This window comes from Streptomyces sp. NPDC005374 (genome assembly GCF_042872225.1).
Lineage (GTDB): Bacteria > Actinomycetota > Actinomycetes > Streptomycetales > Streptomycetaceae > Streptomyces.
The window spans coordinates 306,462-327,963 of the sequence record NZ_JBIAKA010000006.1 but is presented as its reverse complement, the minus strand read 5'-3'; the positions used below and the strand labels follow the sequence as shown (position 1 = coordinate 327,963).

The following is a 21,502-nucleotide window of genomic DNA, read 5'->3' as shown; positions in this document are numbered from 1 at the left end:
GTCGTCGTCGGCCCGCATCAGATTTCGCCGGTGGGCCTCAGCCGGAGTGTGAAAGCCTCGCCGCTGCGGCGCGGTCGCCCGTATGGTGCGGGCATGAGTGACGGGCCGGCAAGCATCGAAATCCCTGACGTGGTCGGGATGACGGGGCGCGAAGCACACGTTGTTTGCCGTGGTCTGGGGCTGTTCCTGGGCTACTACAACATGGATCAGCAGCTGCCCCAGGGCAAGGTGATCGCTTATCAAGAGCCCCCGCCCGGAACCAGGGTGGCGCCTGCCACTGCGGTCAGGATCTGGACGGCGTTGGATCCGTTGCCCGGGGATCGGGATCACGGATCGCAGTAGCCGGGAGGGCGGCGGGTGGACGACTGAATCAGGTCACGCCAGGAACTCGTCGTCGGCCGCAGTCGAACCAGACGACGTCGGCCACGGCCCGGTCGCCGACCCGGGGATCCCCGTGCGAGACGACGGAGTGCATCGGCAACGTGTGCGGGGTGTTGGTCAGCCTCGGGAGAAGTGCCTCCAGTGATCGCGGCGGATCGGGGTCGATCGATCGCGCGCGACGGGGCGCGGCCGCCGGCACCGGCGCCGTCAGGCAGTGAGCGGCGTCCTCGTTGACCCCTTCCGGGGCGGGGGTCAACGAGGACGGTTGCCTCAGCGGGAAGTCAGTTTCCACAGGTGGTCGGCGGTGCCGTTGTCCGACCATTGCAGGACCTGCGCGCCCGAGGAGGTACTCATGCTGTCCACGCCGAGCAGCAGACCGCTGTTGTAGTTGGCGATCTTGGAGTAGCCGTCACGGGCCGGTATGACCTGCCAGAGGTGGTCGGCGGTGCCGTTGTCGCCCCAGATCAGAGCCGTACCGCCGTTGCTGGTGCTCATGTTGTTGATGCCGAGCGGCAGACCGCTCTTCTGGTTGACGATCTTGTAGAGGCCGGAGCCCGCGGCCACCAGGGTCCAGTTCTGGTCGGTGCCGGTGGTGGAAGCGGCCTGGACGACCGAGGTGCCCTGAGCGGTACCCGCGTTCAGGGTGTCGAGGGCGAGGCCGCTGTTCTTGTTGGTGATCTGGTAGCGGCCGGCCAGCGAGGTGTTCGTGCCGCTGGGGGTGATGACCAGGTGGTAGCCGTCGGAGGCGTTCATCGTGACCGGCACGGTGATGGATCCGCCGGAGACCGCGTAGTCGGTGTCGGAGACGGTGATCGGGCCGGGGGAGGCGGTGGTGCGGCCGGTGTCGGGGCTGTACTCCAGCTTGACGTGGACCGTGCTGCCGAAGGCCGGCAGTGAGCTCAGCCCGTTGACGGTCACGGCGCAGGAGCCGCTGCAGCCGCCGGCGATGACGCTGATCTGGTTCCCGGCGCCGTTGCGGGAGGCGAGACCGTCGATGCCGGTCTGGGCGGGAGGCGTGGTGGTGAGCATGTTCCCGGACATGTCGCCGTACCACTTGTACGTCCAGTACGAGCCGTTGGGCGAGCCGCCGGTGTCGGTCAGGGTGTCGCCGAGGGTGCCGTAGTGGTTCCAGAAGGCGAGCTCGGCGTCGCGGACACCGGCCCGCTCGAACTTGGCGGCATAGCCGATGAGCGCACCGGAGTTGCCCATCTCGGCAGGGGTGCCGTACTCCTCGATGTCGATCGGGCGGGGGCTGATGCCGAGGCTGGACTCCAGGGCACGGTAGGCGGAGACGTCGGCGGCGATGTTCGCGCTGCCCTGGAGCTCGTGCCAGGCGATCACGTCCGGCACCGTGTTGTTGGCCTTCGCCTGGGTGAGGAAGGTGTCCATGTCGCTCTGCTTCCAGCTGGAGTAGCTGGGGCCCTGGATGGGCGTGGTGGTGTCCTTGGAGCGGATCTCCTTGTAGGTGGTGTTCCAGGCGGTGTTGAAGGCGCCGGCTTTGGCGGTGTCCCAGTTCAGGTCGGGCTCGTTCCAGATCGCCCAGGCGGAGATGTTGGTGACGCCGGAGGCCTTCACCGCGGCGATCTGCTGGTCCACGGCGGACAGCCAGTCGCTCATGCTGACCCACTTGTAGGGGAAGTCCGGGTACCAGTCCGGCATCCGTGCGACCACCTTGGCGCCGGCGCGAGCTGCCTTCGGTGCCACGACCAGGGCGTCACCCGCCGGCTTCGGCTCGCCGTTGGGCAGTTGGGATCCGCCGGGGGCCATCTGCACGAAGGTGTTCGGCTTCAGGGCGCTGACCAGGCTGTCGGAGGGGGTGGCGTCGTCGGCGAGGCCGTAGAGGCTGCCCGTGCCGACGTGGGTGACGGACCGCAGGGTCTGCGCGGCGTTGACGACCAGGGTGGTGGCCGAGGTGGGGGTGGCCTGGGCGGACGTGCCCGTCATGACGACGGCGGTGCCGGCCAGGCCGGTGGCGAGAGCGGCGGCGGTGGCGCGGCCGAGACGGACTCTGTAGCGGTGACGGGAACTCAGGTGTGACATCGGCGGCTCTCCTGAGGGAGGGATGGGGCGTGCCAGTGGCGCAGGTGCGGGGGTGGCTCGGGAACGGGCCGGACGAGGGCGCGGGGACCTGAACCCTTGTGACGCGGGGCGGTCCTGTGGGGTCTTCGGCCGAGGTGACGGCGGAGCTCGGCCCCGCCCGGGCGGTGGGCCCGGGGTGGTGGACATCGTGGTTCAGTCCTTGACGGCGCCCGCGGTCACGCCCGCGGCCACATAGCGCTGGGCGAGGACGAGCAGCACCGCGGCGGGCAGGGACGCGACGACGGCGGTGGCCATGATCGCGTTCCATTCCTGGTTGTTGTTGCCGATGTAGTGGTAGATGCCGAGGGTGATCGGCCGCCAGTCGCCGCCGCTGTCGAGGGTGTTGGCGAAGACGAAGTCCGACCAGGCCCACAGGAAGGTGAAGAGCGAGACGGTCACGAGCGCGTTGCGGCTGACCGGCAGGACGATGGACCAGAAGGTGCGGAAGGTGCCGGCGCCGTCGATGCGGGAGGCGGCGATCAGCTCGCCGGGGATGCCCGACATGAACGCCGTGAAGATCATGACGCCGAACGGCACGGCGATGGTGGAGTCGGCGACGATCAGCCCCCACCAGGAGTTCAGGATGCCCAGGTCGAGGAAGATGCCGTAGAAGCCCATCGCCATGACGATGCCGGGGATCATCTGGGCGACCAGCAGGAACAGGCCGAGGGCGCCGCCGCCGCGCGGTCGGAGCTTCGCCAGCGAGTAGCCGGCCGGGGCGGCGAGCAGGAGGGTGAGGGCGACCGTCCCGAGGCCGATGAGCAGGCTGGTGCCGAGGTAGGGCATCTGGTCGTTCAGGACGGCGCGGTAGCCCTCGAAGGTGGGATGCAGGGGCAGCAGGTCGGGCGGGCTCTTGCGCATGTCCTGCTGCGGGGTGAGGGAGACGTTGACCATCCAGTACACCGGGAACAGCATGACGGCAGTGAGGATGAGCCCGATGACGGTGTAACGGCGCTTTCCCGTACGGGACTTCATGCTTCCTGCCTCCTCTGGACGCGGATGTACAACAGCCCGAAGGCGAGGGCGATGAGGATGAGGATGTTGCCGACGGCGGCCCCGGGCCCGAACTTCGGCAGCAGGGTGCCGAACCCGAGTTGGTAGGACCAGGTCGCCAGGGTGGAGGAGGCGTCGCCGGGACCGCCCTTGGTCATGATCCAGATCAGGTCGAACACCTTGAGCGTGTAGACGAGTCCGAGCAGCAGCGTGATCGCCGAGACCGGGCGCAGCAGCGGGAAGGTGATCCGCCGGAACTGCTGCCAGGCGCTCGCCCCGTCCAGCGAGGCGGCCTCGTACAGCTCGCCGGGGATGTTCTGCAGTCCGCTGTAGAGGATGACCAGGTTGAAGGGGATGCCGATCCAGATGTTGGCGATGATGACCGACGTCAGCGCCCAGTCGGGCGAGGTGAGCCAGTCGACCGGGGCCACGCCCACCAGGTGGAGGGCGTAGTTGAGGACGCCGGACTCGCTGTTGAACATCCACGACCAGGTCGACGCCGACACGATGAGCGGCAGCAGCCAGGGGATCAGGAACAGCGCCCTGAGGGTGCCGGCGAGGCGGAAGTGGCGGTTGAAGAAGACGGCCAGGGCGAGTCCGGCGGCGTACTGGAAGGCGATCGACGCGAAGGTGAAGACCATGGTGTGGCGCAGCGCCGGACCGAACGTGGGATCGTCCAGAACGGTCCGGAAGTTGTCCAGCCCGGAGAACGGCGCGTCGCCCGCCACGAACGACCGGACGGTGTAGTTGCGCAGGCTCAGATCGAGGTTGCGGTAGAGGGGATACACGTAGAACGCGGCGAGGTAGACGGCCAGGGGGGCGAGGAACGCCAGTGCGGTCAGCCGGCTCTTTCGGCGCTCGCGGCGCCGGAGCGCCGAGGCGTTCGTCCGGTCGTCGGTGCCGGTCGCCCCGGACCTGGCCGGGGACCGCTGTGAGCGGCGGTCGACGCGGGCGGTGGTCATGCGAACTCCTGGGCTCGGGTGGCCTGCCCGGGGCGGTGCGGTGTCCGGGCGGTTGCGGATGCCGTGCGGGCACCCGGGGCGTGGCCCCGGGGCGCGCCGCGAACGCGTCGGGGGTCAGTTGCCCTTGCCTGCGGCCTTCTGCGCGGCGTCGAGAGCGGCCTGGGGGCTCTGGCTGCCGGACAGGGCGGCCTGGACGGCGGTCCACATCGGCTGGGAGATGGTCGGGTACTTGGTGCCCAGTCCGCCACTGGTGCGGCCGCGCGCCGCGGCCACCGCGTCGACCCACGGCTTGAGCTCGGGGTTCGCCTTGACCTGCTCGGCCTGGACCGCCGCCGTGGGGGCCACGTACGCCAGGGTCGTGTCCGTGGCCAGCAGGTTGGCGGAGCTGGTCAGACAGGTGACGATCTTCTTGCTGACGTCGTAGCGCGCGGTGTCCTTCTGCACGGGGACGGTGACGAACTCGCCGCCCGTCGGTACCGGTGCCGATCCGCCGTTCTGTCCCGGGATGCTGATGACGCCGTACTCGAACCCGGCCTTCGCCGCGTTGCCGAGCTGCCAGGTGCCGTTCTCACCGAACGCGTAGTCGCCGGTGGCGAACTCCTGCCAGCTGGTGGTCTGGGTGTTCTGCAGGACGTCCTTGGGCGCGTAGCCCTCGTCGACCCACTGCTTCCACAGGGTCAGCGCGGCGACGCCCTTCGCCGAGTCGAGCTCGGTGAGGTCACCGCCGGAGCCCCAGAACCACGGCAGGAACTGGAAGCTGCCCTCCTCCGTGTTGATCGCGGAGAACGTGATGCCCTTCTTGCCCGCGCCCTTGACCTTCTTCAGCGCCGCCGTCAGCGAGGCCCAGTCCTTGATGGAGGCCGGGTCGACGCCCGCGGCGGACAGGACCTTCTTGTTGTAGTAGAGGGCGAGCGTGTTGGCGCCGATGGGCACACCGTAGGAGGAGCCGTCGATCTCGCCCGCGCCGAGGATGTTCTTCTGGATCGACTTGGTGTCCAGGCCGAGGTCGCTCGTCTTGTTGACGATCCCCGCCTCCACCAGCGTGGAGACCACCGGGTTGTCCACGAGCATCACGTCGGGGGCGTTGCCCTGCTGTGCGGCCAGCAGCGCCTTGTTGCCCAGGTCCGTGGTGTCCATACCGGTGCGCTTGATCTTGACCCCGGCCTCGGTACCGCACTTGGAGACGAGCTTGCCCCACGCCGAGGACGCGTCGAACTGCGGGTACGGGTCCCAGAAGGCGTACGTCCCGCCCGTGCTGCCGGACCCGGAGGCGGAGGAGTCGGAACCACCGCCGCAGGCTGCTACGGAGGTGAGCGCGCCGACGGCGGCTATCGCGGCGATCAGGGTGCGGCGGGTGTTTCTCACGGGTGACCTCATTGTCTTGGGCGGTTCATGGGGCGCGGCAGGAGAGGGGGATGCAGGGGACGTGCAGGGGGTTCAGGAGGTGGGCAGCCAGACGCGCATGCTGCCGTCCTGGCGGTTGGCCCACGCGTAGTAGGGGATCGCCGTCAGTTCGACGGGCCCGCCGGCCGGCGGGATGTCGGCGGTGTCGGCGGTCCGGTACGGCCACCAGCCCGCGTCCGGAATGTGCCGGCGATGCCCGGCGGCCACGACTGTGGTGACGCCGCCGAGCAGGTCGGGACGGTGTTCCACGGTGAGCGGGCGAGTGGTGTCGAGCACGATGTCGTCCAGGCCGCCGCCGGGATGGTCGGCCTGCTCCAGGCAGTACACGAGCGGTCCGCGCTCGATGGCGACACAGCCCCGGACGGCGTCCACCCGCGGGTCCGCCGCGGTGAGGCGGGGCTCCAGGGCGAGCTCCAGGACGATCCGGTCGCCGGGCGCCCAGGTGCGCTCCAGCCGCAGCCAGCCGTCGGTGACGGGCGCGTCGCTCTGGTCGTACACCGTGTCCCCGCACCGCACCCGGTACTCGCTGCACCACTGCGGGACCCGCAGCGACAGGGTCCAGGGCCGGTCGGACGGGGCCTTCTCGACGGTCACGCCGATCGAGCCCTGCCAGGGGTAGTCGGTCTCGCAGCGGACGGTGATGTCGCCGGCGGTGTAGCGGCCCGTGGCGTACTGGTGGATCTGCAGACCGCCCGCGTCGCCGCTGGCGAGGTAGTGCTCGAGGGAGGCCAGCAGCCGCATGACGTTGGGCGGGCAGCAGGCGCAGCGGAACCAGCGGGTGCGGCGGGCGGACTGGTCGCCGCCGGGGTCGGTGTGGCCGTCGCGCACCTGGAGCGGGTTGACGTACAGCCAGCTCTCGCCGTCCAGGGAGACGCCGGCCAGGAAGCCGTTGTAGAGGGTGCGCTCGATCAGGTCGGAGTAGCGTGCCTCGCCGGTGAGCAGGGCCATGCGCCAGCTCCACTGGACGGAGGCGATGGCGGCGCAGGTCTCGCAGTACGCGCGCTCGTTCGGCAGCTCGTACGGGTCGCCGAAGTCCTCCTCGTCGTGGTGCGCGCCGAGCCCGCCGGTGATGTGGGTCTTGGTGGCGGTCATCGCCGCCCACAACCGCTCGGCGGCCGCCCGCAGTTCGGCGTCGCCGGTCTCGGTGGCCAGGTCGGCCGCGGCGGCCAGCAGATACAGCTGGCGCACGGCGTGGCCCTCGACATCGATCGCCTCGCGCAGCGGCACCCGGTCCTGGCAGTACGCCTCACCGCCCAGCAGGCCGTGGCCGAAGCGGTCGACGAAGTAGCCGGCGAGGTCCAGGTAGCGGCGCTCCCCGGTCTCCCGGTACAGCTCCACGAGAGCGGTCTCGATCTCGGGGTGGCCGTCGATGCCGTCGATGGGCCTGCCGCTCTCGGGCAGGCCGAAGACCGAGTCGATCTGGTCGGCGAACTTGACCGCGACGTCGAGGAGTTCGCTACCCCCGGTGGCCCGGTGGTGGGCCACCGCGGCCTGGATCAGGTGCCCGGCGCAGTACAGCTCGTGACCCCAGCGCAGATCCTTGTAGCGCTCGCCGCCCTTGAGCAGGTGGAACCAGGTGTTGAGGTAGCCGTCGGGCTGCTGTGCGCCGGCGACGAGGGAGACGACGCGCTCCACGTCGGCCGCGAGCCCGCTGTCGCTCTCGGGCGTCCCCTGGGCGAGTTGCCAGGAGGCGGCCTCCAGCCACTTGTAGACGTCCGAGTCCACGAACGGGTACCCGCCCTGGAACTCGCCCTCGGCCGTGCCCGCCGCGATCCGGAGATTCTGCAGATTTCCCGCCGATTCCAGCAGGCCGGGGCCCTGTGGGATGGACGTGTGCGCGTTCACCGTCCGGCGGGTTTCCCAGAAACCGCCACGCACCTCGGCGGTGGCGGGAGCGAGTGCGGCCTTGGCGTCCGGGCCCTGGCGGACCGGGCCTGTGGGGGTGCCCCGCTGCTCGGCCGGGGCCGAGAGCGTGGAGGAGGGCACGGCGGAACGTGGGCGGTGCATGGCTCTCCGGAGAGGTAGGTGGGGAAGCGGAACGTGGGTCCACCGCAGGCACGGGTAGCGGCGTCCCGGAATCGAGCGAGGCGGTGCTCCGCCTCTTGGACCCGCTTGAGCAAACGTTTTTCTGTCCGGAAACGTAGAAAGGTGAGGCGCCTGAGTCAAGAGGTACGCCCAAGTATTTTCGGTGCCTGCAACGGGACTGGTCAGTCGCGGCGAACAATGTCACGATGGACGCGCCGACACCATCTAGGAAAAGGGTTGCGCGTGACCGCTGTTCCCGGTTCTCTCCCCACCGGGCGGGCAAAGCTCGCCGACGTCGCCAAGATGGCCGGTGTCAGTGTCGGGACGGCCTCGAAAGCACTGAACGGCAGCGGCAGGATGCGGCCCGAGACCCGGCAGCGGGTGCTGGCCGCCGTCGAGGCGCTCGACTTCCGCCCCAACCAGCATGCGCAGAGCCTGCACACCGGCCGCAGCTGGACCGTCGGGCTGATGACGACCGACGGGATCGGCCGCTTCAGCACTCCCGTCCTCCTCGGCGCCGAGGACGCGCTCGGCGCCGGGAAGATCTCCGTCCTGCTGTGCGACACCCGCGGAGACGCCATCCGCGAGCAGCACCATCTGAGCAACCTCATGGACCGACGCGTGGACGGCATCATCGTCACCGGCCGGCGCACCGACCCACGGCCGCCCCTGAAGGGGATAGAGCCGATCCCGACGGTCTACGCGCTGTCACCGTCCACGGACCCGGACGACATCTCCGTGGTCTCCGACGACCGCAGCGGAGCACAGCTGGCCATCGAGCATCTGCTGGCGACCGGCCGCACCCGGATCGCGCACGTCACCGGCCCGGCCCACCACGCCGCCGCCCGCGACCGCGCCCGCCACACCGTCGAGCTGCTCGAACGCTCCTCGCTCGAACTCGCCACCGGCCGGGTCCACTTCGGCGAGTGGAGCGAGGCATGGGGGCGCCGCGCCGCCGAAGCGGTCCTGCGCACCGCGCCGGACACGGATGCCTTCTTCTGCGGCAACGACCAGATCGCGAGGGGGGTCGCCGACACCCTGCGCGAGAAGGCGCTGGACGTCCCCGGACAGGTCGCGATCGTGGGCTACGACAACTGGGACATCATGGCCCTGGCCTGCCGCCCACCCCTCACCACGATCGACACGGACCTCGCCGAGATCGGCCGACAGGCCGCCCTGCGCCTGCTGGACGCCATCGGCTCGGAGCCGGAACCCGGCCTGCACACCGTTCCCTGCCACCTCGTCGTCCGTGAATCGACCTGAACCTGCGGCGGTACCCGACGAGGACCTGCCCGTGTCCGCCCGAGAGGCGCACTCCTTGACCATCTGCACCGGCGAACCCGGCTCACCCTCCGAAGACGGCCTGCGCTGGCTCGCCTCCTGGGCCGCTCACCCGCCCACGCAGCAGTCCGCACCGAACTGACAGCCCTTCACCCCCGCCGTCCGGAGCACCAGCGCAAGGAGCCCTCCGTGCAGCAAGCAGCGCGATCATGAGCCGGATCCTGATCACGGGTTCCGCGGACGGCCTCGGATACGCCGCGGCCGCCGCGCTGTTGTCCGCCGGCCATGATGTCGTGGCGCACGCCCGCACCCCTGAGCGTGTCACCGCCCTCGATCCACTCGTCGCTCACGGTGCCGGCGTCGTCGTAGCCGACTTCACCGACCGCGATGCCGTCGAGCGCATCGCCGCGGAGCTGAACGACACCGAGCCCTTCGACGCGGTCATCCACAACGCGGGAGTCTGGAGCGGAGCGGCCGTCATGCCGGTCAACGTCATCGCCCCGTACCTCCTCACGGCTCTGCTGCACCGGCCCCGCCGCCTGATCTACCTGAGCAGCGGTTCGCACTTCGACGGCCGCCCCTCGCTGGACGGCACCGACTGGCGAGGAGAGCGCCCCGGATCGTACGCGGACAGCAAACTGTTCGTCACCACCCTCGCCACCGCGACGGCCCGCCTGTGTCCCGACGTGCTGAGCAATGCCGTGGATCCGGGCTGGGTACCCACCAAGATGGGCGGGCCCGACGCACCGGACGACCTCGAGCTCGGTCACCGGACCCAGCAGTGGCTGGCCGTCGGCGATGATCCCCGGGCTCTGGCCACCGGCGGCTACTGGTACCACCAGCAACGGCAGCAGCCGCACCCCGCCGTACACGATGAGGCGTTCCAGGGCCGGCTCCTGCAGACGCTGGCCGAGGAGACGGGCACCACTCTCGCCGCGCGGTGAGGACGCTCGACCCGCGGCTGAGGTCTGTGCCCCGGCGAGCACTGCACGCGCCTGCCCGCGGTTGCCCGTCCCGGCCGATCCCGACTGCTGGTCAGCCAGGGCGAGACTGCCAGTGACGGAGGGAAACTTCAGGGACGGCCTTCTCCGCGTCACCGGTCTTGTGGAGAAGCCGAAACCGCAGGACCCTCCGTCGGCGTTCGCGGCCATCGGCGGGCATCATTGCGACGTCCACGAACGGGGGTCGTACCAGCCTGGCGGCGTCGTGAGCGAAAAAGTCTGATCGGCAGGGCAGTCGAACCTCCTGCTGCACCCGTCTCTACAGGGGAACGAGGGAGGGCATATTGAACGCCGACGAGGAACGCCAGTTCCGCGAGTTCGTGGCGGCGCGGTCGAGATCGCTGCTGCACACGGCATACCTGCTGACCGGGGACTGGGAGCAGGGCCGGGACCTGCTCCAGACCGCGCTTGCCTCCACCGCTCGGCGTTGGTCGAAGCTGCGTGACCGGGAGCAGCCGGAGATCTATGTGCGCCGGGCGCTCTACCACGCCCAGGTGGACCGCTTCCGACTCCTCAGCTGGGGACGGGAGACGGTCACGGACATGCTGCCGGACCAGCCAGCCGGGCAGGGCGCCGACTGGGCTGAGGGCGTAGTCCAGCGGCAGGACATCATGGCCGCGCTACGGCGGCTGCCCAAGCGTCAGCGTGCGGTGATCGTGCTGCGTTACTTCGAGGACCGGCCGGACAACGAGATCGCCACGATTCTGGGCGTCGCCCAGGGGACGGTGCGCAGCCAGACCCACAAGGCCCTCGTCTCTCTGCGTGCCACTCTGGCCGAGGCAGGGCCGACGACCTCTTCCTCCACTGCCTCCGGAAGGGGCGTCATCGCGTGAACGACTCGATCGAACAGCCGCTGCACGATGCCTTGCACGCCCATGTCCTGGACAGCGGCGATGACGCCGGTGCCCATCTGGTCGGCCTGGCCGACGGCGCGTTGCGGGTCGCCCGGCGGCGGCAGCGGCTGGCCCGCGTGGGGGTCGGTGTCGTCACCGCGGCCGTGGTCGCCACCGCCTGGATGGCCGTCGCGGACGGCGCGACCTCGAGCGCGCACGTGGTTCGGCCCGCCGCCAGGGGTGACACCGGGAAGGCGACCCTGGTCTCTCTCCTGCCGGTCACCTCGGCCAAGGAGCAGGCATGCACCGATGCCGACGACGGCTACACCATGAACGCGACCGTGTACGTGCCGGCGGTGTGCGTCCAAGTCGACCGGGCCAAGGGCATGACCGACGTCCGTGTCACCTCCGCGAAAGCCAAGCAAGACCCCGCCGACGGCGGCGCGTGGCTGGTCGAGATGACCCTCAGCCCCACGGACCGGACACGTTTCGCAGCCCTTACCGGCTCCATCGCGTCGGCCCCGCTCCCGCGCAATGAATTCGCCATCGTCATCGACAACAAGTTGTGGGGCACGCCCTACGTGAGAGGCTCGATCACCGGTGGTCGAGTCGAAATCGCCAGGTCCTACCTCGGGGACCTCACCAGCGATTCCGCTCACGACCTCGCCCACAGGCTGGATCCCGGGTGAGTGGTCGACTGCTGCTACGGCGTTGACGAACCGGTGAGAAGTCGTCGACCCCAACCGGAATCCCAGGCCCCCTCGGACAGCTCACAGCCGATCTCATCCGGTGCGGGCGATCGAGACGCCGTTTCCCTGTCGACGGTCAGGGTTTGCGGGCGAGGGTGGCGGCGATGAGGTGTTCCCAGACCGTGAGTTGCAGTTGTCCACTGCTGCTCCAGGGGGTGGCGCTCTGGTCAGGGCGCCACAGGGGAGCGGGGACGATGCCGGGGTCGAGGATCTCCAAGCCGTCGAGGAGGGAGGCGAGTTCCGCGTCCGTACGCCATCGGCCGCGACCGAACGTCTGCTGGAGGACCTTCTCCGCCTCCTGTGTCTCCGGGTTGTTGCCCGAGCGGAAGTGGCTGATGAAGAAGTGGCTTCCGGAGGGCACCGAGTCGCGCCAGTAGCGGACGATGCCGGCCGGGTCCTCGTCGTCGTTGACGTGGTGGAGGATGGCGCTGAAAATGACGGCGACGGGTCGAGTGAAGTCGATCATGTCGAGAACGTCGGGATGGGTGCGGATGGCTTCGGGGTTGCGGACATCGACGCCGACGACCCGGGTGCGGTCGTCCTTCTCCAGCAACGCCCTTCCGTGGACCAGGACTTGGGGATCGGTGTCCACGTATACGACCCTGGACTCGGGGGCGTGCCGTTGGGCGACCTGATGGACGTTGTCGGCGGTCGGCAGGCCGCTGCCCAGGTCGATGAACTGCCGGATACCGGTGGTCTTCACGATCTCCCCGACCGCGCGGGTCAGGGCTGCGCGGTTGGCGTAGGCGATGGCCACCGAGCCGGGCAGGTCCCGTTTGAACACGTCACCGATCTCTCGGTCCACGGCGTAGTTGTCCTTGCCGCCGAGCAGGTAGTCGTAGACGCGGGCAATGCTGGGCTTGGCCGGGTCGATCGAGGAGCCTTCGTACGTCATGACGTCCATTTTCCCTGCAACGTCGCCTGTTGACCACGGTTTTGAGATGCCGGGGCCGACGCATGTGCAGGCCGCCTGGTTCGCTACGGACACTATGGCGCGCAGCTGTTCCGTGATCTCCCTTCTGGCCGACCCGGAGGAGGCGTAACTCCCACATGGTGCGACAGAAGTGGATGACAGGCCATCTGTCGGGCCGGCGCGAGCAGTTGGCCCGGGACTCGATGGTGGCAGACGCGGCGCGCGACGGGTTCGGGTACGGCTGGATCACAGATGTCTTCATCCGAAGGCCTACGCCCCCGCACTCGCCGGCGCGGCAACTCCTCGAACCGGAACAAGCACTCGCGTCCATCCTCACCGGTGAACCGCACCTCCGGCGCCCCGCCCTTCTTGGGCGTCGTCAATTTTGGTCGCGGCATGACGAACGGGGCTGCCACAGTGATCCGTATGGAACCTTCTCCCGACACCGTGCTTGTTTTTGATCGCGACGAGGACCTGCTGGTCTTCGAATCCTTCGTCCACGCTACGAACTGGATTGAGGCGATTGACGTCGATGAGGGTGAGTACACGGCGGCGTACTCACCGGACGGTGGCGTGTGGGCGCTGACTTCTCCCGAAGGCCCGGACGGATCGGTCGTGCTGGCCAGGACGGGCAGCGTGGACCTGGGCGATCTGGAGCGGAGGGTGGCCCGCTACTGGCGCCGCCACCACGCAGGTCAGCCCACGCGTGACCCGCTGCAGACAGCGCGGCGGATCTTGATCGAGAGGAACGACGAGCCGCGCGGGGGACGGCTGCGTCGGGTCATCACCCTGCTGCGACGCGGCACAGCCGGGACCGGAACCACTCCACCACCTCGTAGTGACGTCACCGCGCAAGGCGACGGCAACCAATGAGGGATGCGGCCATGCCGACGAAGGCGAGGAACTGCTCGGCCTCGCGCTCATAGCGGCGGTGCAGGCGGCGGCAGTCGACGTGCCGGGACACCGTCTCCGACGGTCTGGCAGCCGAACGCCTCCGCGGACTGAACGAACGCCTCTTGTCGCGCTGGAGTCCAGCCTCAGGCATGTCCCGCATCGACACTGTTCCTCTCCGTGGAACCGAAAACTGACGTAGCCGGGTCTGGAGTTCCTGAGCAGAAGAGCGAGCGGTCGCCGCAACTCGCCCAATTCCTGCGGACCTTCGCCTGGTACGTCCGAGGTGCCTGCCATGATCGCCGTCATGGACATACACATCGCACCGGCTGGGGTGGCCGACTTCCACCAGGTTGTGACTGATCACTCCCGTTACTGGGGGGAACGCGATCTTCGGTCACTGCACCTTCTCGCACTGGTGCAGGAGTTCGGTTCCACTTGCTTGATTGCCCGGGCCGAGGACGGAATCCGTGGGTACGTCTTCGGGTTCGTCACCCCAGACGGAACCGGGTACGTGCACCTGATCGCCACACGGGACGACGCTCGTGGCATTGGTCTCGGGCGTCGTCTGTACGCGGCATTTGCCGAGGCGGCGGAACGTCATGGTGCACGGCGGCTGAAGGCGATCACGTCGGTCGAGAACACCGGCTCGATCGACTTCCACCGCAGCCTCGGCTTCGACATGAAGATCGTCGACGACTACAACGGCCCTGGCCGGACCATGGCCGTCTTCCACCGAGATCTGCCGCTCACCATCGCACAGCCGTGACCAGCCCGGCGTCACTCGATCCCGGAGAGACCGGAGAGACCGGAGAGGAGTGAGCGATTGTCAGGACCTGTGGGTGGGAGCCGTACCGACCCAGCGGCGATAGGTGTCCATGTCGACGTTGCTGCCGCACACGATGGTGACCACGTGTCGGCCGGCGAAGCGGTCACGGTCTTCGAGGATCGCCGCGATGCCGAGTGCGGCCGATGGTTCGACGACCAGGCCGGCGTGTTCGAGAAGCATCCGCATACCGGCGATGATCGATGCCTCCTGAACCAGGACAGCGTCGTCAGCGACCAGGAGGAGGTCGTCCAGGACCGCCGGGATGGGGTACCGCCCGGCAACACCGTCGGCGATGGTGTCGGTCGAGTCGGTGGTGACGACGCGCCGCTCGCGCCATGAGCGTGTCATCGCCGGTGCGCCCAGCGGCTGGACGCAGATCACCTGGGTTTCGGGTGCCATGGCCTTCACCACATGACCAACACCGGTGGCCAGCGCCCCGCCGCCGAGAGCGATCAGAACTGCGTCGAACGACGGCTCGGTGTCCATGAGCTCCAGGCCGATGGTCGCCGCGCCCTCGCAGGTCTCGATGTCCAGGCTGTCCTCGACCAGCCGGATGCCGTCGTACCGCGCGATGGCCGCAGCCCGCTCTCGAGCCGTCTCGTGGTCGCCGTCCACCAGTTCCAGCCTGGCACCCAGCGCACGGATGCGGTCAAGCTTGGCCGCAGTCGCGAAGCGCGATGCCACGACGGTCACGTCGATCCCGCGGCCGCGACCGGACCAGGCGAGGGCTTGGCCAAGGTTGCCCGCGCTGGCGCACACCGCGGCTCGCGAGCCGTTGCCGGCGAGCAGGCTCGCGACGACCTCGGTGCCGCGGGCCTTGAAGCTGCGGACCGGGTTCGCCGTCTCGAGTTTGATGCTCACCCTGCACCCGAGGTCGGGCTCCAGCGCCTCGCAGCGGTACAGCGGAGAGTCGAGAAAGATCGGGTCGATCACCTGGCGAGCCGACCGGATCCGAGCAGTATCGAGGCGTGTCTCCTGCACGACACAGCAGGGTAGCGCCGTAGGGCGGTGCCTCACGGGCAATAGTCGTTTCGGCTCGGGGCGTTCGACCACTGGGCTCCGGCCGGCGCGACCTCATCGGGCGGGCGGACTCACCCCGGCTCGGAACTGCCGCATGAGCGTTCCCGGGTTCCGTACGGCGTGCCACAGGCCCGTCGACAGCAGCGCCAAGCTGGTGGCGAAGCAGACCCAGAACACGAACTGGGTGCCGGTCGCGAGGTCGTGGGTGCTGCCGTCCTCATAGCGGCAGTACGCCTGTGGAGGGAACGCTTTCGAGACGCCGACGCCTCCGTAGTACATGGAGCACGGGTCCTCGCCGGGATCCTTGATGGTGTCGTCCGCCGTGACCACCAGCAGCCAGGCCAGCGCCGCCACCGGAACCGTGCCGAACACGATCATCTTCGTCCAGATCGGCAGGCGAGGGTGGGCGAGGAGCCCGATCAGCGCGATGAGCACGATCACGAAGACCGCGGTCACGGCCACGGCGGTGAACGTCCGCTCGAACACCTCTTCCAGAAGCCAGACGACTCCGGCCACCGGTGGTGCCGTGAGAAGGACGACCTTGATCCCGGATGGCGTACGCGGGTGCGCGAGCAGGTACACGGCGAGTGCGCACGCGATCAGGATGAGCAGCGCGATCACGGTCGCGGGGCGGCAGTGGTGGCGGGGGCGGGCTCGCGGTACGTCGCGTCCTTCCGCCACGGACCGACGCCGAGCTTTCCGGTCGTCCCCAGGTCGAGTTCCGGCACCACCATCACGGGGTCGGCTGCGGGTGTGGCCCATACGCGGGCGTACGGCGCGTTCACCGGTTCGCCCGCCTGGGTGGTGTTCCGCCAGGCCAGTTCGGACACCGCGGCCTCACCCGGACGCAGGACCACCGGTTGCGGTCCGCTGTCCCCACCGATGCCGGTACTGATCTGGCCGGTCCCTTGCAGGATCCGTATGCCGTCCACGGTGTGATGGTCCTCGTCCTGGATCGTGAGCTTCGGGTAGCCGTTGAGCCGAACAGGCCGAGCACCGCAGTTGACCAGGTGCAAGCCGACGACGCGCAGCCCCATGGCCGCGTCGCCCTCGTCGGCGTAGAGACGCATGCCCGACTTCGGGCAGGTCCCCGAGGCGGACGACGCCTCGGCTTCCGGGACACTACGAATCTTGATCACCTCCACTCCCGTCACCTCGGGTGCGTTCCCGACCGGCTCTCCCATGACGACGGTGCCCTTGACGGTCCGCCCGGGTCCGACTGCCTCGACGGTCCGTTTCACGTTGTCAACCGAGCCTCCGGTCGCTGAGAGGAACCCGAAGGTCAGCGTGTACGTGGCGCTCTCCGTCTGCTGGTTGGTCAGCTCGAAGTCCGCGCTGTAGGCGACTCCCGCGCAGCCGCTCCGCCGGCCCCAGGCGTACAACGTGGTGATCTTGACGGCGTCCTCGTCCGCGGCGGTACCTCCGACGGAGGGCAGGGGCAGTGCCGTCGGTGTGCCGGAGGGGCGAACGGAAGGTTCTGAGGACGGCGGGCTGCCGTACCGGGAGAAGTCCGACGGGCACAGTGTCTCGGCCAGGACCGAGCCGCCGCCATCGGTACCCCCGCCCGGCGAGACGCTCTGGGAACCGCAGGCGGTGAGCAGCAGTCCAGCGGCGAGAACGGCGGGGGCTGTGCGGGAGACGGTCGGCATCCGCCCACCCCACCAGGGGGACGCCTTCATGGGCTGTGGTGGAGCCCACACCTCCGGTCACAGCGGTGTCACAGATCACTCTGGAACAGCGCCTGCGCACGCGCTCCTTCCTCCGGGCCAGTGCCGTTACCGGCCGGCGCGACCAGGGCGGTTGGGCCGACGGCGCGGGCCCGAGGCCGTACACAGCGGCATCCCGGCCTCATCCATGCGCGAACGCCGAGCCCAGGCAGGCACCGCACCCCGCAGACGGCGATCACGCTGCTCCGCGAGGAGATCGACGCCGGGCCGCCCGGTTCCGGCGCGGTGAGCCCATCGCTGGTGACGCCGTGCTGGTCCTGATCCTGCGAGCCTGGCTGGAGGATCAGGGCAACTGCCCGGACCCGGCCTCTTCGGCTGCCGAGGGGGGGGGTGTCCCGGGCGACGTTCGCCAGCCGCTTCACCGAAGCCGTCAGCGGACCCCCGCTCACCTACCTGGCCCACTGGCGCATGACCACGGCCGCTCGTCTCCTCCGTGCGGACGGCAGGTCACTCGCCGGTGTGGCCCAACAGGTCGGGTACACCTCGGAGTTCGCCTTCGCCAAGGCGTTCAGGCGGGACTTCGGCCTGGCGGCGGGCACATACCGTCGTCAGGCCGTCGCCGATACCTCGTCGGGTCGTCCACGCGGTGTCCGGACGCGCCCATGGAGGGTGTGAGCACCTCCGTCGGAGGGCCCGTTCACCAGCGGGGGGGGGCGACCCGGGCCCTTCCGACGGAACTCACCGACACCGGCGGTGCCCCCGGTACGGCCGAATGATCCGAACCGCTGTCGGGAATCAGGCCGCGACGAGTTCCCGTTCGCGCTCAGGCGTGCTGACCTTGGGCTTCTTGTTCGGCAGGGAGAGCCGGAAGACCTTGTGCCATGCGGAGAACACCTGCTTGGGCAGCGGCCCGGTGACGTACTCCAGCTCGTACTTCTCGAACAGTGCGCGCACCTTCACCGCGACCTCGGCGTACCGGTTGCTCGGCAGGTCCGGGAACAGGTGGTGCTCGATCTGGTGCGACAGATTGCCGGTCATGAAGTGCATGGCCTTGCTGCCGCTGATGTTCGCCGAGCCCATCATCTGGCGCAGGTACCACTGGCCGCGCGTCTCGCCCTTGATCGACCGGCGCTCGAAGACCTGCACGCCCTCGGGGAAGTGCCCGCACATGATCACCGAGTGGGTCCAGACGTTGCGGACCAGGTTCGCGGTGAACGTGGCGGCGAGCGTGGTGAGGAACGACGGGCCCGACAGCAGCGGGTGGATCACGTAGTCCTTGAGCACCTGCTTGCGGATCTTGCGGCCCACGGCCCTGGCCTGCGCGCGGAACTCCGGGTTCTTGCGGCGGCGCTTGTTCAGGTTCTTGCCGAGCTCCAGGTCGTACGCGGCGATGCCGTACTCGAAGAAACAGGCGTTGATGAAGTTCCACAGCGGCTGGCCGAGGTGGAACGGGTGCCACTTCTGGTCCTCGTCAACGCGCATGATGCCGTAGCCGAGGTCGTTGTCCTTGCCGATCACGTTGGTGTACGTGTGGTGCAGCTCGTTGTGCGAGTGCTTCCACTGGTCGGCCGGCGAGACGTGGTCCCAGTCCCAGGTGGTGGAGTGGATCTTCGGGTCCCGCATCCAGTCCCACTGGCCGTGCAGGATGTTGTGGCCGATCTCCATGTTGTCCATGATCTTCGCCACGGACAGACCGGCGGTGCCGATCAGCCATGCGGGCGGGAAGAGCGAGAACAGCAGCACGCCCCTGCTGGCCAGCTCGAGCTTGCGCTGCGCCGAGATGACCTTGCGGATGTAGGCGGCGTCCTTCTCACCGCGGCCGGCGATCACCTCGTCGCGGATCGCGTCCAGCTCGCGGCCGAGCTCCTCGATCTGCTCCGCGGTCAGATGGGCGGTGGGGTCGATGGCGGTCAAGGTGCTCCTACCGTTCGATGTCGCAGGGGCCCGCCGCGGCGGACACGCAGGTCTGGATGAGGACGCCCGGCTCGGCCTCGGTGATCTCACCGGTGCGCAGGTCACGGACGGCGCCCGCCTTGAGCGGTGTGACGCAGCCGAAGCAGATGCCCATGCGGCACCCGGACGGCATGAGCACGCCGGCTTCCTCGCCGACGTCCAGCAGCGGCGTGGCGCCGTCCGCGTCGACGGTCTTGCCGGTGGTGCTGAACGTGACCTCGCCACCGTCGCCGGCGACGACGACGCTGGGACGGAAGCGTTCGGTGTGCAGGCGCTCCGGGACGCCGTGCTCGCTCCAGTGCTTTTCGGCGGCGTCGAGCAGGCCCGAGGGCCCGCAGGCCCAGGTCTCGCGCTCGGCCCAGTCGGGCACGAGTTCGCCGAGACGGGCGATGTCGAGCGTGCCGTCCGTGTCGGTGTGCAGCTCGGTGAGACGCAGCTTCTTGTCCGCGACCAGGGTGTGGAGATCGTTGCGGAAGATCACGTCCTGCGGCCGTGGCGCGGAGTGGACCATGACCACGTCGTCGAACTCGGTGTCGCGCAGCATGCCCATCACCGGCGTGATGCCGCTGCCGGCCGTCAGGTAGAGCACCTTGGCGGGCTTGGCCTCCGGCAGCACGAACTCACCGGTCGCCTGGTCGAGCTGGATCAGCGTGCCCGGCTTCGCCCTGCGGACCAGGTGGTTGCTGACCTTGCCGTCCGGGATCGCCTTCACGGTGATCGTGACGCGGCCGTCCTGGCGGTCCGTCGGAGAGGTGACCGAGTAGGCACGCCACAGGCGCACCCCGTCGACATCGACCCCGATCCGCACGTACTGACCGGCTCTGTGGCCGCGCCAGCCCCGTCCCGGCCTGATCACGATGGTCGCGGCGTCACCCGTCTCGGGGTGCACGGCCTCGATGCGCCCACGCAGGTCGGCGCCCGCACGCAGCGGGCTGACCAGGTCGAGGTAGTCCGACGGCAGCAGCGGCGTCGTGACCATCTCCAGCAGTTTCCACGCCCTGCTGCGGAGGGCTGTACTCGTCATGACTCCAGCTTGATGCGCCCCAGGGCGTAAAGTCCTGTCCGTAGGACGTAAATCTGGTCGACTGAATTGTTCGCAGGGAACAAAACATGAGCCATGCAATCCGCAAGGCCACCGAACTGGCCCTGGATGAGACGACGGTCACCGTACTTCGGGCCGCTCTGAGGACCACCGCCGACGAGATCGTCCAGGCGATCATCGACGAGGTCCCTCCCTACGCCCACGCCCTCTCGGGCCGCATGGGCGCCACCATCCGCCGAGCCGTCCGCACCGCGCTGGGACACTACCTGGACCTCGCGAGCGGGAACGCCACGGGCGCCGACGCCGGTGACGCCGCTTACGAGCTGGGCCGTGGCGAGGTGCGCGACGGCCGTTCGATGGACGCCTTGCTCAGCGCCTACCGGGTCGGTGCCCGCGTGGCCTGGCGATGCCTGGCCGCAGGTGCCGTACCCGCAGGTCTGCCCGCCGCCGAGGTCGCCAAGTTCGCCGAGCTGACCTTCGCCTACATCGACGAGCTCTCCGCCGCGAGCGCCGCGGGCCACGCCGACGAACTGGCCGCCCGGGGCCGTGCTCATGAGCGCCACCTGGAACAACTGGCCCGCGCCCTCCTCACCGAGGCGAGCCCGGACGTGCTGCTGGCCTCCGCTCAACGGGCGGGGTGGCAGCCTCCGGTTTCACTGACCGCGGTCCTGCTGCCCGCCGACCAGGCCCGGCCCGCCTACCGCACGCTCGACCCGAGCACCCTCGTCCTCGACGATCTGCCGGACGCCTCCGGCGTCCTCCTCGTCCCCGATGCCGACCGACCACATCTCTTGAGGCAGCTGACCGACCGCACCGCCGTGGTCGGCCCGGCCCGGCCATGGACACGTGCGTACGCCTCGTACGCACGAGCCGTACGCGCGCGCTCCCTCTCCTCCGATATTCGCGACACCGAGGACCACCTGCCCGAACTGGTGCTGAGCGCCGACGTGGACGCGTTCGCGGACCTGCGCGCCCGGGCCCTCGCACCGTTGCGCACCTTGCCTGCCGCGACCGCGAGGCGGCTGGAGGAGACGCTGCGGGCGTGGCTGCTGCACCAGGGCAGACGGGACGAGGTGGCGGCGGCGTTGTTCGTCCATCCCCAGACCGTCCGGTACCGGATGTCGCAGCTGCGGGAGCTGTTTCCGGATCTCGGGTCGCCGCACCGGGTCCTTGAGCTGACACTGGCGGTCGGTCTCGGGGTCAGCTGACGTTTTCGTCGACCGGGCGCGACCGTGACCGTGTCCGCGAGCGGTCCCAAAATCCTGCCTCGTCCTCGGTGCGATCCGCCGACTCATGCGCTCTCCACGGGTGAGGCCGGTGCCGTCGACGGTGCTGTGCTGCTCGTGCGGCAGTGGGTGGGCATACGGCGTCGGCAGCGGGCGGGCTTCGTCGCAGATGTGGCTGCGGGCTGCGGGAGTCAGCACCGCCCGGGCGACGTTCTTTCTGGTGCGGGTCTTGATGGCCGTACGGCCCCAGTTG

Annotated in this window: 21 protein-coding genes and 1 pseudogene; 10 read left to right on the top strand and 12 right to left on the bottom strand. The window is 69.2% G+C overall.

From position 1 onward, the window contains the following. The first annotated feature begins 93 nt into the window (after positions 1 to 93). The gene (locus ACFYRX_RS17755; protein WP_389100501.1) at positions 94 to 342 is read left to right on the top strand and encodes a PASTA domain-containing protein; all 249 of its coding nucleotides are present in this window, start codon (positions 94 to 96) and stop codon (positions 340 to 342) included. A 309-nt stretch (positions 343 to 651) separates the two neighbouring features. Here the strand turns inward: ACFYRX_RS17755 and ACFYRX_RS17750 are convergent, their stop codons facing one another. From ACFYRX_RS17750 to ACFYRX_RS17730, 5 genes are all read right to left on the bottom strand, one after another. Further along, positions 652 to 2,421, bottom strand: coding sequence for an RICIN domain-containing protein (locus tag ACFYRX_RS17750; protein WP_389100499.1), 1,770 nt, complete (start codon positions 2,419 to 2,421; stop codon positions 652 to 654). Between the two features lie 192 nt (positions 2,422 to 2,613). Continuing rightward, positions 2,614 to 3,435, bottom strand: a complete 822-nt coding sequence (locus ACFYRX_RS17745; RefSeq protein ID WP_389100497.1) for a carbohydrate ABC transporter permease — start codon at positions 3,433 to 3,435, stop codon at positions 2,614 to 2,616. Next, positions 3,432 to 4,415: a carbohydrate ABC transporter permease gene (locus ACFYRX_RS17740; protein WP_389100495.1), complete on the bottom strand. Its 984-nt coding sequence runs from the start codon at positions 4,413 to 4,415 to the stop codon at positions 3,432 to 3,434. The genes ACFYRX_RS17745 and ACFYRX_RS17740 overlap by 4 nt, the downstream gene beginning before the upstream one ends. Before the next feature lie 114 nt (positions 4,416 to 4,529). Beyond that, on the bottom strand, positions 4,530 to 5,780 hold the full coding sequence (locus tag ACFYRX_RS17735; protein WP_389100493.1) for an extracellular solute-binding protein: 1,251 nt from the start codon (positions 5,778 to 5,780) through the stop codon (positions 4,530 to 4,532). A 72-nt stretch (positions 5,781 to 5,852) separates the two neighbouring features. After that, on the bottom strand, positions 5,853 to 7,826 hold the full coding sequence (locus ACFYRX_RS17730; RefSeq protein WP_389100491.1) for a glycoside hydrolase family 127 protein: 1,974 nt from the start codon (positions 7,824 to 7,826) through the stop codon (positions 5,853 to 5,855). Positions 7,827 to 8,087: 261 nt separating this feature from the next. Between ACFYRX_RS17730 and ACFYRX_RS17725 the strand changes: the two genes are divergently transcribed. From ACFYRX_RS17725 to ACFYRX_RS17705, 5 genes are all read left to right on the top strand, one after another. Then, on the top strand, positions 8,088 to 9,107 hold the full coding sequence (locus ACFYRX_RS17725) for a LacI family DNA-binding transcriptional regulator (protein WP_389100489.1): 1,020 nt from the start codon (positions 8,088 to 8,090) through the stop codon (positions 9,105 to 9,107). 31 nt (positions 9,108 to 9,138) lie between these two features. Further along, positions 9,139 to 9,267 (top strand): hypothetical protein, encoded by a 129-nt coding sequence (locus ACFYRX_RS17720; protein ID WP_389100487.1) that lies wholly within the window; start codon positions 9,139 to 9,141, stop codon positions 9,265 to 9,267. Positions 9,268 to 9,334: 67 nt separating this feature from the next. Continuing rightward, positions 9,335 to 10,069 (top strand): SDR family NAD(P)-dependent oxidoreductase, encoded by a 735-nt coding sequence (locus tag ACFYRX_RS17715; protein ID WP_389100485.1) that lies wholly within the window; start codon positions 9,335 to 9,337, stop codon positions 10,067 to 10,069. Positions 10,070 to 10,410: 341 nt separating this feature from the next. Further along, the gene (locus ACFYRX_RS17710) at positions 10,411 to 10,959 is read left to right on the top strand and encodes a SigE family RNA polymerase sigma factor (protein WP_389100483.1); all 549 of its coding nucleotides are present in this window, start codon (positions 10,411 to 10,413) and stop codon (positions 10,957 to 10,959) included. Then, positions 10,956 to 11,648 carry a hypothetical protein gene (locus tag ACFYRX_RS17705; RefSeq protein ID WP_389100481.1) on the top strand — a complete coding sequence of 231 codons (693 nt, stop codon included), beginning with the start codon at positions 10,956 to 10,958 and terminating at the stop codon, positions 11,646 to 11,648. The genes ACFYRX_RS17710 and ACFYRX_RS17705 overlap by 4 nt, the downstream gene beginning before the upstream one ends. Before the next feature lie 136 nt (positions 11,649 to 11,784). On the opposite strand, the gene ACFYRX_RS17700 is transcribed toward ACFYRX_RS17705, so the two are convergent. Beyond that, positions 11,785 to 12,603, bottom strand: coding sequence for an SAM-dependent methyltransferase (locus tag ACFYRX_RS17700; protein WP_389100479.1), 819 nt, complete (start codon positions 12,601 to 12,603; stop codon positions 11,785 to 11,787). Positions 12,604 to 12,960: 357 nt separating this feature from the next. Between ACFYRX_RS17700 and ACFYRX_RS17695 the strand changes: the two genes are divergently transcribed. Beyond that, on the top strand, positions 12,961 to 13,494 hold the full coding sequence (locus tag ACFYRX_RS17695; RefSeq protein ID WP_389100477.1) for a hypothetical protein: 534 nt from the start codon (positions 12,961 to 12,963) through the stop codon (positions 13,492 to 13,494). On the opposite strand, the pseudogene ACFYRX_RS17690 reads toward ACFYRX_RS17695, so the two are convergent. After that, positions 13,466 to 13,588, bottom strand: a pseudogene (locus ACFYRX_RS17690) (IS5/IS1182 family transposase); the annotation flags it as partial. The gene ACFYRX_RS17695 and the pseudogene ACFYRX_RS17690 overlap by 29 nt on opposite strands. Positions 13,589 to 13,807: 219 nt before the next feature. On the opposite strand from ACFYRX_RS17690, the gene ACFYRX_RS17685 reads away from it, so the two are divergent. After that, positions 13,808 to 14,281, top strand: a complete 474-nt coding sequence (locus tag ACFYRX_RS17685) for a GNAT family N-acetyltransferase (RefSeq protein ID WP_389100475.1) — start codon at positions 13,808 to 13,810, stop codon at positions 14,279 to 14,281. A 60-nt stretch (positions 14,282 to 14,341) separates the two neighbouring features. Here the strand turns inward: ACFYRX_RS17685 and ACFYRX_RS17680 are convergent, their stop codons facing one another. The 3 genes from ACFYRX_RS17680 to ACFYRX_RS17670 form a co-directional block, all read right to left on the bottom strand. Beyond that, complete coding sequence (locus ACFYRX_RS17680; protein WP_389100473.1) at positions 14,342 to 15,322, bottom strand: threonine/serine dehydratase; 981 nt, start codon at positions 15,320 to 15,322, stop codon at positions 14,342 to 14,344. Between the two features lie 93 nt (positions 15,323 to 15,415). Further along, positions 15,416 to 15,982, bottom strand: a complete 567-nt coding sequence (locus ACFYRX_RS17675; protein ID WP_389100471.1) for a hypothetical protein — start codon at positions 15,980 to 15,982, stop codon at positions 15,416 to 15,418. Then, positions 15,979 to 17,010, bottom strand: a complete 1,032-nt coding sequence (locus ACFYRX_RS17670) for a DUF4232 domain-containing protein (protein WP_389100469.1) — start codon at positions 17,008 to 17,010, stop codon at positions 15,979 to 15,981. Before ACFYRX_RS17670 ends, ACFYRX_RS17675 begins: the two co-directional genes overlap by 4 nt. A 408-nt stretch (positions 17,011 to 17,418) precedes the next feature. On the opposite strand from ACFYRX_RS17670, the gene ACFYRX_RS17665 reads away from it, so the two are divergent. Continuing rightward, positions 17,419 to 17,703 (top strand): helix-turn-helix transcriptional regulator, encoded by a 285-nt coding sequence (locus ACFYRX_RS17665; RefSeq protein WP_389100467.1) that lies wholly within the window; start codon positions 17,419 to 17,421, stop codon positions 17,701 to 17,703. A 120-nt stretch (positions 17,704 to 17,823) separates the two neighbouring features. On the opposite strand, the gene ACFYRX_RS17660 is transcribed toward ACFYRX_RS17665, so the two are convergent. Continuing rightward, the gene (locus tag ACFYRX_RS17660) at positions 17,824 to 18,942 is read right to left on the bottom strand and encodes a fatty acid desaturase family protein (RefSeq protein ID WP_389100465.1); all 1,119 of its coding nucleotides are present in this window, start codon (positions 18,940 to 18,942) and stop codon (positions 17,824 to 17,826) included. Positions 18,943 to 18,949: 7 nt separating this feature from the next. Further along, positions 18,950 to 20,005, bottom strand: coding sequence for a ferredoxin reductase (locus tag ACFYRX_RS17655; RefSeq protein ID WP_389100463.1), 1,056 nt, complete (start codon positions 20,003 to 20,005; stop codon positions 18,950 to 18,952). A gap of 86 nt (positions 20,006 to 20,091) precedes the next feature. Between ACFYRX_RS17655 and ACFYRX_RS17650 the strand changes: the two genes are divergently transcribed. Further along, complete coding sequence (locus ACFYRX_RS17650; RefSeq protein ID WP_389100461.1) at positions 20,092 to 21,231, top strand: PucR family transcriptional regulator; 1,140 nt, start codon at positions 20,092 to 20,094, stop codon at positions 21,229 to 21,231. The last annotated feature ends 271 nt before the right edge of the window (positions 21,232 to 21,502 follow it).